The 15,135-nt window shown below is 31.9% G+C and carries 16 protein-coding genes; 5 read left to right on the top strand and 11 right to left on the bottom strand.

The genetic code is table 11. The features are described 5' to 3' along the window. Positions 1 to 40 precede the first annotated feature (40 nt). The 4 genes from ACTF45_RS02140 to ACTF45_RS02125 form a co-directional block, all read right to left on the bottom strand. Positions 41 to 889: a segregation/condensation protein A gene (locus ACTF45_RS02140; RefSeq protein WP_288346472.1), complete on the bottom strand. Its 849-nt coding sequence runs from the start codon at positions 887 to 889 to the stop codon at positions 41 to 43. A gap of 95 nt (positions 890 to 984) precedes the next feature. Continuing rightward, complete coding sequence (locus ACTF45_RS02135; RefSeq protein WP_288346429.1) at positions 985 to 2,625, bottom strand: NAD(P)H-quinone oxidoreductase subunit 4; 1,641 nt, start codon at positions 2,623 to 2,625, stop codon at positions 985 to 987. Between the two features lie 84 nt (positions 2,626 to 2,709). Continuing rightward, complete coding sequence (locus tag ACTF45_RS02130; RefSeq protein WP_288346428.1) at positions 2,710 to 4,722, bottom strand: NAD(P)H-quinone oxidoreductase subunit 5; 2,013 nt, start codon at positions 4,720 to 4,722, stop codon at positions 2,710 to 2,712. A 33-nt stretch (positions 4,723 to 4,755) separates the two neighbouring features. Beyond that, positions 4,756 to 5,484: an NnrU family protein gene (locus ACTF45_RS02125; RefSeq protein ID WP_438949260.1), complete on the bottom strand. Its 729-nt coding sequence runs from the start codon at positions 5,482 to 5,484 to the stop codon at positions 4,756 to 4,758. An 84-nt stretch (positions 5,485 to 5,568) separates the two neighbouring features. On the opposite strand from ACTF45_RS02125, the gene ACTF45_RS02120 reads away from it, so the two are divergent. After that, positions 5,569 to 6,522: a LysR family transcriptional regulator gene (locus tag ACTF45_RS02120; protein ID WP_288346426.1), complete on the top strand. Its 954-nt coding sequence runs from the start codon at positions 5,569 to 5,571 to the stop codon at positions 6,520 to 6,522. On the opposite strand, the gene ACTF45_RS02115 is transcribed toward ACTF45_RS02120, so the two are convergent. Continuing rightward, on the bottom strand, positions 6,519 to 7,136 hold the full coding sequence (locus tag ACTF45_RS02115) for a DUF3172 domain-containing protein (RefSeq protein WP_288346425.1): 618 nt from the start codon (positions 7,134 to 7,136) through the stop codon (positions 6,519 to 6,521). The two genes, ACTF45_RS02120 and ACTF45_RS02115, sit on opposite strands and share 4 nt — an antisense overlap. Then, a complete protein-coding gene (gene ndhM / locus ACTF45_RS02110; RefSeq protein WP_438949259.1) occupies positions 7,133 to 7,480 on the bottom strand; it encodes an NAD(P)H-quinone oxidoreductase subunit M in 348 nt (115 codons plus the stop codon). Before ndhM ends, ACTF45_RS02115 begins: the two co-directional genes overlap by 4 nt. 90 nt (positions 7,481 to 7,570) lie before the next feature. Here ndhM and pds point away from each other — a divergent pair, with 90 nt between their 5' ends. Together pds and ACTF45_RS02100 are read left to right on the top strand one after the other, a co-directional pair. Next, on the top strand, positions 7,571 to 8,992 hold the full coding sequence (gene pds / locus ACTF45_RS02105) for a 15-cis-phytoene desaturase (protein WP_438949258.1): 1,422 nt from the start codon (positions 7,571 to 7,573) through the stop codon (positions 8,990 to 8,992). A 21-nt stretch (positions 8,993 to 9,013) separates the two neighbouring features. Then, positions 9,014 to 9,922, top strand: a complete 909-nt coding sequence (locus ACTF45_RS02100; RefSeq protein WP_288346422.1) for a phytoene synthase — start codon at positions 9,014 to 9,016, stop codon at positions 9,920 to 9,922. Here the strand turns inward: ACTF45_RS02100 and ACTF45_RS02095 are convergent, their stop codons facing one another. Then, positions 9,923 to 10,342, bottom strand: coding sequence for an RNA-binding protein (locus ACTF45_RS02095; RefSeq protein WP_288346421.1), 420 nt, complete (start codon positions 10,340 to 10,342; stop codon positions 9,923 to 9,925). A 58-nt stretch (positions 10,343 to 10,400) separates the two neighbouring features. Then, the gene (locus tag ACTF45_RS02090; protein WP_438949257.1) at positions 10,401 to 11,648 is read right to left on the bottom strand and encodes a CCA tRNA nucleotidyltransferase; all 1,248 of its coding nucleotides are present in this window, start codon (positions 11,646 to 11,648) and stop codon (positions 10,401 to 10,403) included. Between ACTF45_RS02090 and ACTF45_RS02085 the strand changes: the two genes are divergently transcribed. Together ACTF45_RS02085 and ACTF45_RS02080 are read left to right on the top strand one after the other, a co-directional pair. Beyond that, positions 11,635 to 11,886: a Ycf34 family protein gene (locus tag ACTF45_RS02085; protein ID WP_438949256.1), complete on the top strand. Its 252-nt coding sequence runs from the start codon at positions 11,635 to 11,637 to the stop codon at positions 11,884 to 11,886. The genes ACTF45_RS02090 and ACTF45_RS02085 overlap by 14 nt on opposite strands. A 6-nt stretch (positions 11,887 to 11,892) precedes the next feature. Then, on the top strand, positions 11,893 to 12,543 hold the full coding sequence (locus ACTF45_RS02080) for a molecular chaperone (RefSeq protein ID WP_438949255.1): 651 nt from the start codon (positions 11,893 to 11,895) through the stop codon (positions 12,541 to 12,543). Between the two features lie 4 nt (positions 12,544 to 12,547). Here ACTF45_RS02080 and ACTF45_RS02075 read toward each other — a convergent pair whose 3' ends face one another. Genes ACTF45_RS02075 through ACTF45_RS02065 form a run of 3 tightly spaced genes read right to left on the bottom strand, consistent with a single transcriptional unit; the run spans position 12,548 to position 15,091 of the window. After that, complete coding sequence (locus tag ACTF45_RS02075) at positions 12,548 to 13,168, bottom strand: lysophospholipid acyltransferase family protein (RefSeq protein ID WP_438949254.1); 621 nt, start codon at positions 13,166 to 13,168, stop codon at positions 12,548 to 12,550. 4 nt (positions 13,169 to 13,172) lie between these two features. Further along, positions 13,173 to 14,069 carry an ACP S-malonyltransferase gene (gene fabD, locus ACTF45_RS02070; protein WP_288346471.1) on the bottom strand — a complete coding sequence of 299 codons (897 nt, stop codon included), beginning with the start codon at positions 14,067 to 14,069 and terminating at the stop codon, positions 13,173 to 13,175. Between the two features lie 14 nt (positions 14,070 to 14,083). Next, positions 14,084 to 15,091 carry a beta-ketoacyl-ACP synthase III gene (locus ACTF45_RS02065; protein ID WP_288346416.1) on the bottom strand — a complete coding sequence of 336 codons (1,008 nt, stop codon included), beginning with the start codon at positions 15,089 to 15,091 and terminating at the stop codon, positions 14,084 to 14,086. Between the last annotated feature and the right edge of the window lie 44 nt (positions 15,092 to 15,135).

Below are 15,135 nucleotides of genomic sequence, written 5' to 3'. Positions count from 1 at the left end.
TACCTCTTTTTAAAGATTATACTTTATTACTCTTTTACTACTAAGCAGCAGTCGAAGAAGTTTCTGAAACCTCAAGATTTTCAATAGGTAATTGAGCTAACTCTCCATCTGGAATAATCCTTTTAATTTGTATTGGCCCATAGAGAGAATATTGTTGTTTTAATTCAATTTTATTTTCTGATGATAAAAATAACAAAGCCCAAAATACACCCAGTCTGTCTTTATCTAAATCACTTTTTACTACTGTCTGCCATTTATTAACTAAATATTCAAAATCAGTCCATTGTAATGCCTTTTCCCATCCATCAAGAAACTTGCCAAGTGCTTTAGTTGTTTCAGGAAGCTTTTCACGATGTGCTAAAGATTGAACTTTAGAGATCAAAACCTTATCTGAATATTTTTTATTTCTTTTCCTTTTCATAAGCAAAAGATCCTGCGTTTCAATTATTTCTGCAATAGATTCCAATTGACTAACAAGTTCTCCTAATGTAGATGTACGTTTAATAACGGGTTGAGCTACAGATCTTCTTCTAAGATATTTTTCAGGATATTTCGGTATGTCAAATTCTTGATTGATCCATTCTTGATTATCCATCCCAATTTCTTCTTGATAACCTAATGTTTCTTCTTGAAATACATCAGATTCTAAAACTTGAGCTTTTAAATTAACTAATACAGAGGCGGCAAAAAATGCTTCACTTGTCTCAGATAAGTCTTTTTGATATGAAGTTTGATTATTGGATGAATATTGCAAATTATGATTAAACTGCTCTAAAAAACTATCGATAACACTTATAACATCAATATCCCATGGATCAAGATCACCCCTTCCAGCTGCATCTTGAAGGAATTTTATGAGTAATCTAGGCCCTAGCTGTGACCCATCAATAGATTGAGAATTAGTTACTTTAATTAAATATAATCTTTTTTAAGATATCTTTATATCAATTGTTATGCCAAAAAATAATAAACATATTAAGAAAATTATATAGTTGGTGCTTTTAATATTTGATTTGATTTATTTCCCGCAAAAACATTTGTCTTTGGTGTGTTTTTAACAGCATTTAAATCTCTGTCAACCAAGTTATTTATCGTAGCCAAATAACTTTCTGTAACTAATCTTGGATATAAACCTATCCCGATTATTGGTAAGAGTAAACAGGCTATAATGTATATCTCTCTAGGCTCTGCATCAATTAAATTTTTATCTTCAGTTAACTTTGGATTTTCTTTACCAAAGAAAATCTCACGTAACATTGACAGTAAATAAATTGGAGTAAGTATCACCCCTATTGCAGCTAAAGATGCCATTATCACCCTAAAAGGCAAAGTATAAACTTCATCCGTAACAAATCCAGTAAATACCATTAACTCAGAAACAAATCCACTCATACCTGGTAAGGCAAGAGAAGCAAGAGAGCAGGCAGTCCATAATGCAAACATAATACGCATTTTTTGTCCTACTCCACCCATTTCATCAAGTTTTAGAGTCTTTGTTCTGTCATAAGTTGCTCCAACAAGAAAAAATAAACTTGCTCCAATTAGTCCATGACTAACCATTTGCAACATCGCTCCACTTGTCCCAAGACTACTAAAACTTCCTATCCCAATTAAGACAAACCCCATATGACTTATTGAACTATAAGCAATTTTCCTTTTAAGATTTCTTTGTGCAAATGATGTTAATGCAGCGTATATTATATTGACTACTCCAAGAACTATTAATAGTGGAGAGAATTGAGCATGAGCAATAGGTAATAATTGTGCATTAAATCTTAAAAGAGCATATCCGCCCATCTTCAATAAAATTCCAGCCAACAACATATGAACAGGTGCTGTAGCCTCTCCATGAGCATCAGGGAGCCAGGTATGCAAAGGGACAATGGGGAGTTTCACACCAAAAGCAATTAACAAACCTATGTAACAAAGGATTTGAAAGTTTTGGCCAAAATCTTGATTAGCCAAATGAGAAAACTCAAAATTTGGAACTTCAGTTCCATAAAAACCCATTGCCAAAGCAGCTAAAAGGATAAAGATAGAACTCCCTGCTGTATAGATAATGAATTTTGTAGCTGCATATTGTCTATTTTTTCCTCCCCAGATAGCTAAAAGTAAATATACTGGCAAAAGTTCCAGTTCCCAACTTAAAAAGAATAGGAGCATATCTTGAACAGCAAAAACAGCTATTTGTCCTCCATCCATGATAAGTATTAAAAAGAAAAATAATTTTGGCTTAAACTTTACAGGCCATGCAGCTAAGACAGCTAGCGCCGTTATAAAACTAGTTAATAATATAAGAGGCATTGACATTCCATCAGCGCCGACTGACCAAGTAAGTCCTAGATTAGGAAGCCAATTTATACTTTCTTTAAGTTGAACATCTTCATTATTGATATCAAAACCGTTTATATAAGATCCTACTGTTACTAGAAAAGTGATTAAAGCAACACTTAAAGCAAACCATCTTACTTCTTTACCCTCTCCTTTATCGGGGAAAAAAGGTATCAGAAATGCACATCCAATAGGGAAAAGAATAGATACTGAGAGCCAAGGGAAATCAGATATACCTCCACCCAATGTTCCTATTGTATGTAGTGCAAAATGTGTAAAAAAATAGCTGCTCAAATGAATAAGAAAATGATCTTAAACAAATTCTAGAAATTATCTAGATTTTTTCATCCCATGGACAGTGAAGACACACATTTGTTATTAAGCTACTTGGGGAGATTGGAAACCAAATATTGCTACCAACAAAATTACTCCTCCAAAAACTATCAGAGCATAAAATTGAGCTCTGCCGGTTTCAAAATACTTTAAGCCCTCCCCACTTCCCAATGTTACAAGTCCAGTAAGATTTACCACTCCATCTACAACTTTGGAATCAACTTCTAAAACTTCTTTTGCAAGTTTTCTACTACCTTTCACAAAAAGTTTTTCATTAATATCGTCTAAATACCACTTATTTGATAAGAACTTATTAACAGATGGAAATCTTTGTGCAAATAATATTGATAAGTTTATTTTCTTAGCAAAATAAGCTTGATAAGCAATAGTTATACCAATTGAGGCAATGAAAACAGATGCAATAGCTAGAGGCAAAAATTCTTTTAATTCAAACGACTCTATAGCAATCAATGCTTCTTCGGGATCTAATAAGTTTGCAAATTTACTATCCCAAGGAAATCCCATAAACCCAATTATTACTGAAGGCACTGCCAGAAAAACCAATGGGAATGTCATTGACCAAGGAGACTCATGGAGTGAACCATGTTCTTCTTCATGTTCTTCTTCTATATTAATTTTAGAAGCTAATAAAAGTTCTTTTTGTAATTCCTTATCTTCACCTCTAAAATCTCCTTCAAAAGTTAAAAAATAAAGTCTAAACATATAAAAGGCTGTCATTCCAGCTGTTAAAAATCCCACAAACCAAAAAGCTGGAAATGAGATAAAGGCGTTTCCCAATATTTCATCTTTACTCCAAAATCCAGCTAATGGAGGAATACCACTTATTGCTACGCAACCTATTAAGAAAGTCGTAGAAGTAAAGGGCATTTTTTTTCTTAAACCTCCCATCAACCTCATATCTTGAGCAAGTACAGGTTGATGACCAACAACTTCTTCCATGGCATGAATTACGGAGCCAGACCCTAAAAACAACATTGCTTTGAAACAAGCATGTGTTATCAAGTGAAAAATACCTGCTACGGGAGCACCACAACCCATCGCAAGCATCATATACCCGAGCTGAGAAACCGTACTATATGCCAAACCTTTTTTGAGATCCATCTGGGTTAAGGCTATAGACGCTCCTAAGAAACATGTAATAGTACCAACTAAAGCAATAATAAATTGAATTGATGGGAATAAAGAGTATAGAGGTTGGAGCCTTGCTACTAAGAATATTCCAGCAGCAACCATCGTCGCTGCATGAATAAGAGCTGAAATAGGGGTTGGTCCTTCCATAGCGTCTGGTAGCCATACATGAAGAGGAAATTGAGCAGATTTTGCCATAGGTCCTAAGAAGACTAAAAAACAAAGTAATAATGCAGCCCAGACTGGCAATGAATTCTCTGAAACTGACTGTGATACTCCTATTGCAATTTCATTAAAATCAAAGCTTTTTGTAGCCCAAAATAAACCCAAAATTCCGAGTAATAAGCCAAAATCTCCAACTCTATTTACGACAAAAGCTTTTTGAGCAGCATTTGCTGCACCATCTCTGTCGTACCAGAAACCAACTAATAAGTATGAACACATTCCTACTAATTCCCAAAAAACGTATATTTCTAATAAGTTTGGGCTAATAATTAATCCCATCATCGAACTGCTGAAAAGTGCTAGATATGTAAAAAATCTTACGTAACCTTTGTCATGAGCCATATAACCATGAGAGTAAATCATGACTAATAAAGTAATAGTGGTTACCAATGTGAGCATTACGCTCCCTAATGGGTCGAGAACGAATCCCATTGGGATTGTGAAATCTCCAGCACTTGCCCAAACAAATAATTTTTCTACTGATTGGTAACCATTGATTTGCTCAATTAATGTTTTATAACTGATTACAGCAGAAACACCAACGAATGACAAAAGACTGATAGATACAATTTCTCTAGAATTATTGATTTTTTTATTTGCACATATTAAACCCAAACCAGAAAACACTGCTCCGATAAGTGGAAAGACAGGAATCAACCAGGCAATTTCTGAAGCTTGAGGCATATTTAATAATATTTATACATTAATACTAAACTGCTAATTGAAAATTTTAGACATAAAAGATGAATTAAATGTTGTAACAGCAATATTTATATATTTATGAGACCACCAGATTATTGCAATGGCTATTAATATCCCAATTTGTGATAATTTAAAAAATTCTTTTAGTTTAATTTGCTGTCTTCCATCAAATATTGCGACAAATGGGATTATTGAGGTGCTTTCTTTGTACTTATAAAATTCTTTACCAAATTTAATTTCTAATCTTTTATCACCATGCCATATTGCAAAAAGATGATGCAAAATCAGCCCTATCGAAGTTATGAATGTAAAAGATGTCCCAATCCATAATGTATGAGCTAAACACCATATAATTTGGCCAAATGCTTGCGGATGTCTTGTTATTCTCATTATTCCAGTGCCATACATCCTAACTTGAGGTTTTAAAACTGAAGGAATTTCTAATAAATTATATGTTGCAGGATATAAAAATAAGAAACTGATAGCAGTTAAAATCCAAACAAACAAAAATACATAGTGATTACCCTGAAAATTCCATAATCTAATGCCATCGTATCTATGAGCTAAGAAATAACTAATTAAAATCAATGCAGATGGCAAACTCAAAGAAACAAAAAGCAATCTCCATAATCTTGCTCCCATAAAAGCCTCTGCTCTACTTCTTAAAGCAGCACCTCCACTATGTATAACAGCAAAAATTAATATTAATCCCAAAATCAACAACGAAGTTTTGTGAGTCTCCATATAATTTCAAAATACAAGTTATTCATCATTAACAATAATACCCTTAGGTATTAGAATTAAAGTTAAATTGTAGGCATAAAAATAATGCCAGAATTACCGTTTACTCTTGACCAATTAAGAATATTAAAAGCTATTGCAGCTCAAGGAAGTTTTAAAAAGGCTGCTGATTTACTTTATGTGACTCAACCAGCTGTCAGTTTGCAAATTCAAAATTTAGAAAAACAACTTGAAATAACAATTTTTGATAGAGGTGGTAGAAAAGCACTTTTAACTGAAGGAGGTAAGCTTTTACTTGAATATTGCGAAAGAATACTCAATCAATGTGATGAGGCTTGCAAAGCTATTGAAGACTTAAATAGTTTAAAAGGCGGAACACTCATAATTGGAGCTAGTCAAACTACCGGTACCTACTTAATGCCAAGAATGATAGGGCTTTTTCGTCAAAAATATCCTGATGTATCTGTCCAACTACAAGTTCACAGTACTAGAAGAACAGGTTGGAGCGTTGCAAATGGTCAAATTGATTTAGCAATAATTGGAGGTCAATTACCAAGCGATCTAGAAAACTTGTTACAAGTAATTCCATATGCGACTGATGAATTAGCTCTTGTATTACCACCAAAACACCCACTTGCAAAAAAGAAAGAACTGATGAAAGAAGATTTATACAAACTAAATTTCGTCACATTAGATTCTCAATCAACAACCAGAAAAGTTGTTGATAAACTTTTAAAGGATTCTGGTCTTGATATTCAAAGATTAAAAATAGAAATGGAGTTAAATTCTCTTGAAGCAATTAAAAATGCAGTTCAATCTGGTCTTGGTGTTTCTTTTTTACCTGTTGTTTCTATTGAGAGAGAATTAGCAGGTGGGTCAATTCACAAACCCCATCTAGCTGATTTAGAGGTAAAAAGGGAGTTGAAATTAATTACAAATCCATCAAGATACACATCTAGAGCATCAGAAGTTTTTAAAAAATATATATTGCCTCAATTTGCAAGCTCTGAAAGCCCATTAAGGCAAGCTAACTCAATCTAAAATTGAATAGCTTCCTTATTGATTCCCACCCCTCCATCTTCAGCTTGTCCATCTCCTTTGATAATAAATTTGTTCTCATTTACATCAGTCTGATAAACACACTTAACAATAGGCTTATCTCTTATTGAACCTATGTAAGCAAAAGTATTCATTCTTTGCTTACATTCTCTAACATCCTCATTACTTATAGCTCCTTGTTTTTGTAAAACTGTCCAATTTTCCCTTCGAATAACGCAGCCAGGTTGCAGTGCCGGTTGTGTTACGAAACTAGTTGAAGGATTAAGTGTTGTATACATTTCTACATCAATCACAAAAGCACTTGCTCCCCATTGCCTACAAAATTCAGGGTCTGGAACGGCCATATCTAATTGCTGTTGACTAGCAATATTACCTTGCCCTCCATCTGTTGTACTGGTAATGGCGCTCCCTATACCTACCCCTAGTATCAAAACGCCAGCAAGTACAGCAATCGTTCCGGTGCTGAAATTATTTTTTTGTCCAGAGTTAGAAGGTGATATTCGTCTATCCCGCTGTGTATAGTTATCGCGATCTCTTGAGGAGTAAGAATTTTTGCCAGGGTCTCTTCTTGGACCTCTATTAGGATATTTATTCACAGTACTTCTTTAGTCTTAGGTAAACCCATTGAATAATTCATGACTCTACATTCGGGGTTATAGCTTAGTAATCCATTTTGAAGCAAATATTTGATTAAACCTTCAACTTCTGATCCTATTTTACGAAGTTCATAGTCATCTAAATTTTTTCCGGCTCTTTCTTGAACAAGTTCAGTAAATTTTTGATTTACTTGTTTTAAAGAGTCTTCATTCCAAATGAATTCATTATCAGGATCTAAGTCGAGAGTTAATTTATTAGGATGGAATACTAAATCGTTATTAACCACATCAGCAGTAAAAATTCTTACATGCCTAGTGGTTGACTTTAAAAGCATTTTTTCCATAATTCTGAAAAATAATCAACAAAAAAAACATTTATGTCTTAACTTTAGGATAGCTTCTTAGTAAGTGTTAACTATTTTTTTGATTTTATAATGCGTGTTGTAATTGCAGGTGCAGGTTTAGCAGGTTTATCTTGCGCTAAATATCTTGTTGATAATGGCCACATACCCATAGTTTTAGAAGCCAGAGATGTACTTGGCGGTAAGGTCGCTGCTTGGAAAGACGAAGATGGCGATTGGTATGAGACAGGTTTACACATATTTTTTGGTGCTTATCCAAATATGCTCCAACTTTTCAAAGAATTAAACATAGAAGACAGACTTCAATGGAAAAGTCATTCAATGATTTTCAATCAACCTTCTGAGCCTGGTACTTACAGTAGATTTGATTTCCCTGACATACCTGCCCCTGCAAATGGAGTAACAGCAATTCTCAGTAACAATGACATGCTTTCATGGAATGAAAAGATTTTATTTGGCTTAGGTTTAGTTCCTGCAATGTTGAGAGGCCAGAAATATCTTGATAAATGTGATTCAAAATCATGGACAGAATGGTTAAAAGAACACAATATTCCTGAGAGAGTTAATGATGAAGTATTTATCGCCATGAGTAAAGCGCTTAATTTTATTGGACCTGATGAAATCTCATCAACAGTTTTATTAACAGCACTTAATAGATTTTTACAAGAAAAAAACGGTTCAAAAATGGCTTTCCTTGATGGGGCTCCACCAGAAAGACTTTGCCAACCAATGGTTGATTATATTACAGAGAGAGGAGGCGAGGTTCATATGAATAGTCCTGTAAGAAAAATAGACCTAAATGAGGATAGCACTGTAAAAAGTTTTACAATTGCCCCTTTAGACTCAGATGAAAAGAAAAAAGTGATTACAGCAGATGCCTACGTTAGTGCAATGCCTGTAGATCTTTTTAAACTATTAATTCCGGACCAATGGAAAGGTATAAATGCATTCTCAAAACTAGATGGTTTAATTGGAGTACCTGTAATTAATATTCATCTATGGTTTGATAAAAAATTAACGGATATTGATCACTTATTATTTAGTAGATCTCCGCTTCTGAGTGTTTATGCAGATATGAGTATTACTTGTAAGGAATATGAGGATCCAAATAGATCAATGCTTGAATTAGTTTTTGCTCCTGCAAAAGAATGGATTAATAGAAGTGATCAAGATATAGTCGATGCAACAATGGAAGAACTCAAAAAGTTATTTCCAACTCATTTTATTGGGGATGACAAAACTAAACTAAGAAAGTTTAAAGTTGTAAAAACACCCAGATCTGTATATAAAGCAGTCCCTGGATGTCAAGAATTCAGACCTAGTCAAAGATCTCCAATAAAAAACTTTTTTTTAGCAGGTGACTATACAATGCAAAAATATCTTGCTTCTATGGAGGGAGCTGTTTTAAGTGGTAAATTATGCGCAGAAACAATCAATAAAGAATATTCCAAAACATCAAATAATGTTTCACGAGAAACATCTAAAATAAATTAAACCTCAAAAATAAAACCTTTTTTGAAAAATTCATTACCCCAACTTAATAAAGCATATGAAATATGCCAAAAAGAAACTCAAAAATGGGCTAAAACTTTTTATTTAGGAACACTTTTATTACCGTACGAAAAAAGAAAAGCGATTTGGGCGATTTACGTTTGGTGCAGGAGAACTGATGAAATAATGGATAGCATTGAAGCTTCAACCAAGACAACTGAAGAACTTTCCGATAATTTAAATGAATGGGAAGAAAACACAAGAAATGTTTTCAAAGGAAAAATACAAACAGAATTAGATGCTGTTCTTTTCGATACTATAGAAAAATTTCCACAGAATATAGAACCATATTTAGATATGATTGAGGGTCAGAGAATGGATCTTGAAAAATTTAGATACAAAAGTTTTTCTGAATTACAGCTTTACTGTTATCGCGTCGCAGGGACAGTGGGATTAATGACTCAGAATGTAATGGGCATAGACAGTGCTTATACATCAGCCCCCTGGAGCAACATGCCTGACTCCTCAGAAGCAGCTATAGCTCTAGGAATAGCAAATCAACTTACTAACATTTTAAGAGATGTTGGAGAAGATAGACAAAGAGGTCGAATATATTTGCCCCAAGATGACATGAATAAATTTAATTATTCTGAAGAAGAGTTATTAAAAGGAGTAATAAATAATCAGTGGAAGATGCTTATGAATTTCCAATTAATAAGAGCTAGGGATTGGTTTAAAAAATCTGAAGATGGTATTAAGTGGTTATCCGCAGATGCAAGATGGCCTGTCTGGACATCTTTACGCCTTTACAGAGGAATATTAGATTCTATTGAAAGATTAGATTATGATGTATTTAATAATAGAGCTTTTGTAAAGAATTCAGTAAAAGCGTTTGAAATACCAATATCCTATTTAATCTCAAGGATCAAATAGCTAAGCAGGGGCTTTCTGATTAGCCAACAAATCTTTTAATTTTGAAAGTTCGCCAGCCCATCTTGGATCTGGGGCTTCAAGATTAGGGGCATCACTATGAACAATCTTCTTAAAATCTTTCCTCTTTTTATTTTTAATAGAGCCCAAACTATTTCTCTTGTGTGAGGAAGAATCTTTCTTTTCTGAAAGTTCAACTCTCAATTTGGAGCCATTAAATTCAAAACCATTAAGCTTTTCGATTATTAAATTTGCATTGTTTTCATTATTTGTTGTAGCAAAACCAAATCCTCTACATTCTTTTGTTTCTTTATCTAAAACAGCTTTAAATCTAATAGAATCAGTTACTGATTTTAAAAAACTATCAAATTCTTTTGGATTAAATACTTGTGGTAAATTGCCAATGTAAATACGAATGCTCATAAATTTTTAAAAAATAATTTGAAGTCTGAACTTTAAACAAAAACTAAGCTATGTGTATTTAATCACATTTTGGCGCATTTTGTTGAATCCATTGCTTTCCTTTATATATAGCTTCATCAAAATTGTTCAATCTATTATATGCAAGCTCCATAGAAAGATAATTAATAACCTTTCCTAAGGTAGGTCCATCTTGGATTTTTAAATATTTTTTTAAAACGTTTCCTTTAATTAAATTCGACGGATGAAATAATTTATCATCTTTATCTCGCCATCTAGTGAGCCAATTTATATAAAATGATTTTGGCAAAAAAAGAATAAAAGATGGAAGAATAGTTTCTAATTCTTGATGTAAATCAAATCTTTCTCTCTCATTAAATTCATAAATATTTTGCACCTTCAATAAAAGATTCCATTTTCTTAATAGCCTAATTTTTGAAATTTCAGATTTGCTAAATTTTAAATTTTTCAAAGAAAATTCGTCTAAAATTTGAACAAGATAAAATAAGGGTAAAAATTTTTCCTTTTCAAATTTATTAAATTCTTCAAAATTAATTTTTTCTAAATCAAGAAATATCAAATTTTTTTCTGACTGTATATAATCAAAAATTTTAAATTTATTAATTAAGATTATCGCCTGCGATGCTTTTTTTCCCCTTATTATTCGCTGTATTTCATAATTAATTCTTTCATTAGCAACAAGTCTTAATTGATTTTTATAAGTTTTAATAAAATCTATTAAAGTTACATCAACATTAAAATCTAATTCAGAAATAAAACGAAAGCATCTTAAGATTCTTAATGGATCATCCAATAGGTTCTGCTTTGAATTAGTTCTCAAAAAAGCAAGTTGTAGATCTTTAATTCCATTTGATGGATCAATGAGAAGTTTTTCTTCAAAAGAAAAAGCAATAGCATTAATAGAAAAATCTCGACTTAATAAATCAATATCAATAGAAGGAGAAATTTGAGAAGCGATATCAATTGAGATATGTTTAAAAATAATTCTTACTACATCTCTTGCCTCATCAAGAATAATAAATTTACCTTCAAATTTATCTGCAATTTTTTTACCCACATTAATTGCATTTTTTGGAACTAAAATATCAACATCAATTACATAATTTAATCTTCCTAAAATTAAATCTCTTATATATCCACCTACTAAAAAAGATCCAGAAGGTAAAGAAGACAAAATAAAATCCCAATTATAAAATTTTATACTTCTTTCTATTTCATTAATTATTAGTGTATGATCAATGAAAATATGATTTTTAAGATCTTCTTTCTTGATTATGTGCATTTGCATTAACTGTAAATTAGTTGATAGATGTATTACATATCATGATGTTGAAAAAAATCATGGTGTTGAGCATATTTGTGATATTCCTAATTTTAAACCAATAAAACCTTACATTCACGTAAGTATAATCAAAGATTTAAATGGCGATTCTAAAATTGACTGGGATGTACAATCTTGTGCAAGTTTTTCAGAAGAATCTGGTAAGTGGTCTAAATGTAGGCCAGGTTTAGAGTTACCTATTTAAAGGTAAATGCCTTACAAATTAACAAACCATAATAAATTAACCTTAGCAATTCACAGTACTGATGACTCTTTTGGCTTCGCTTACAGAGAAAATAAAAACTCTTTATCTGAAAACTTTTTTACAAAAAAATTTGAGAAAGATTTATGTAATAATTTAATAGTTGATTTTTCAAATTTTATTACAAAAGAAAATTTAAAAAGAATTAATAAAATATCTGTCAGTATTGGACCATCAAACTTTAACGCTTCCAGACAAATAATAGTATTGGCGAGAACTCTCGCTCAGCAAATAAATTGCTCATTAGATAGTTTTAGTTCTTTTGAATTGATGGCAAAAAGAATTGCCACGCAAAATAATATCTATTACGATAAAAATTCATTTTGGATTTTCAAAAAATTAAAAAGAAGAGGATATATTGCAGGAAAATATGAAATATGCATTTCTGAAAAACCAAACAAAAACATAACTATCAAAGAAAAAATTATTCCTAAAATTTTTGAAGAATTAGCAGATACAGAGTCTTCTTATCAAGCTGAATATTCTGACATAGAAGATTTAAAAGAACTATTGAATTTATCTAATAAAAATTCACAACATTCAAGTTCTAATAGTTGGGAAAAAGTTTTGCCATTATATCCAATATCCCCAATTAACTGATCATTCATTCAAGCATATTATTTATAGACTCCTGCAAATGATATGTTACTTTAGCTAAATCATCTTTTGATGCGCCTTTAGGGGGATTAATCGGTTTCCCAACTTTAATAACTATTTTTGTGAAAAATGGAATAAAAAACTTTAATCTAACTAATCTATTTGAATTAATAATTGCAACTGGTAATAAAATTTTTTGATTTTTAAAAGATAAAAGAGCTGCTCCTTGTTTTGGCTTATTTACACGACCATCTTTTTGTCGAGTACCATCAATAAATATACCAATACTATTATTATTTAATAATTTTTCACATGCAGTTTTAATAGTCGTTTTATCTACTATGCCTCTCTTTACAGGATAAGCTCCACATGATTTGATTATAAACCCAAGTAAGGGGATTCTAAAAAGTTCTGACTTGGCCATAAAAGATATATTCCGACCAATAGCATGACCTAGTAAAGGAGGATCAAGTAGGGAACCGTGATTAGAAACCATTATGAAAGAACCTTTCTGAGGAATGTTTTCTCTCCCAATTAACTTGCCTCGAAATATCAATTTATAAATCGGTAAAATAATTATTTGACTTACCAATTTATAAATTAATTTTTGATAAAAATAACTTTTCATTAAATCAATATTTAATTTGATCTGAAGAAGATACTTGAGAAATTTTTACATCCTTTAAATGCCTTTTACCTAGACCACCAAGGACATTAGATGGGCCAATTTCCACCATTTGAATAATACTATTTTCTTTCATTAAATCCATAGTTTGACGCCATTTAACACCATTACACATTTGATTTTTAAACCTAACCTTAAGATCATTTGGATCATTACATAGTGATGGATGAGAATTACTTATAACGGGCATAGAAGGCTTATTAAATTCTAAAGTATCTAAATATTTTGAAAATTGAAATGATGATTCTTTCATGAATGGTGAATGAAAAGCACCCGAAACATTTAATTTAAGGAATCTTTTTGCTTTAATTCGTTTTGAAATATTATCTAAAGCTTTTTCACTTCCTGATAGAACAACTTGAGAAGAGCTATTGTCATTCGCTATTACAAGATCGTCAATCTCTTCTACCAGTAAATCTAATTGATCTCTATCAAAACTTATTAATGCTGCCATAGATCCCTTTGCGGCATCTGCCATTAATTCAGATCTAACTTTTATAAGTTGTACACAATCTTCAAAAGACAAAACATCAGCACAATATAAAGCCGTAATTTCACCTAAACTATGTCCAGCAATATAGGTTGGTTTATAGCCATTTTCTTTTAAAGAGTCTAATAATACTGATTCCACTAGAAAAAGACAAATTTGAGTGTTCTTTGTATTATTTAAATCATCAGAAAGATTTTTCTTATCAGAATTTAGTTCACAAATTTCAAATAAATTTCTCTCGAATACTTCGGAGGCATAATTAAACCTAAATTTTGCATTTGGCAAATCTATAACTTTATTTGCCATACCAATTTTTTGTGAACCCTGACCAGGGAATACCCATGCGACTGTCATAATAAAACTTTTATTTAACCCCATCGAATAAGGGCTGCACCCCAACTTAACCCAGCACCAAAACCACTTGTGGCAATAATATCATTTTCTTTAATTTTCTTATTTCTTATAGCCTCATCTAGCATTAAAGGAATTGTTGCCGCTGAAGTGTTTCCGTAGTTACTTAAATTACTGAGAATCTTTTCTGATGAAACATTTAGCCTTTCTCCAACAGAATCTAATATTCTTTGATTTGCTTGATGTAATAAAAGCCAATTAATTTTCTCAGAATTGAAATTTGTTTTTTTAAATAAATTATCAATAATTAATGGTACCTCTCTAACCGCAAATTTATATACTTCTTGTCCATTCATCTTAATTGAGGAAAACCCCCCACTTGAAAAATTAATATCATCAATAATTAGATCTTGATTATTTTGAGATGGAAGATTTAAGAAAGAACCTCTTTGACCATCTGTCCTCATACTAAAGCCAATTAAATTATCTACTTCATTTGTTCCTTCGATTGCTAATGCACCCGCTCCATCCCCGAATAAGATGCAACTTCTTCTATCATTCCAATCTACATAACTTGAAAGTTGATCTGAGCCTATTACTACAGCTCTTTTATAACTACCTGCTTTTAAAAATTGAGTAGCTGTTATTGCAGCAAATAAGAAACCACTGCAAGCAGCTGTCAAATCAAAAGCAACAGCATTAATTGCGCCTAGTTTTGACTGAATTTCAGGAGCAGAACCAAATAGATCATTTGGAGTTGATGTAGCTAATATTATTAGATCAATTGTTTCAATATCCCATCTAGCCATCTCAATTGCTCCCAATGCTGCCTTATAACCCATTTCGCTAACATTTTCTGATAATCCAGAAATTCTTCTCTGAGAAATACCTGTTCTAGATTTTATCCATTCATCACTAGTCTCTACCTTCTTACTAATTTCCTGATTCGTAAGGATTTGATTTGGTACGTAACTTCCACTTCCTTTAAATGAGACTCCAATTTGATTTAAATTTATTCCTTCCAAAAGAGTTATCTATTTACTTATATAAGTCAAACATAAATCTGACA

It is taken from the genome of Prochlorococcus sp., from assembly GCF_965655815.1.
GTDB classification, from domain to species: Bacteria; Cyanobacteriota; Cyanobacteriia; order PCC-6307; family Cyanobiaceae; genus Prochlorococcus_A; species Prochlorococcus_A pastoris.
This window is presented reverse-complemented; position numbering and strand designations above follow the sequence as displayed.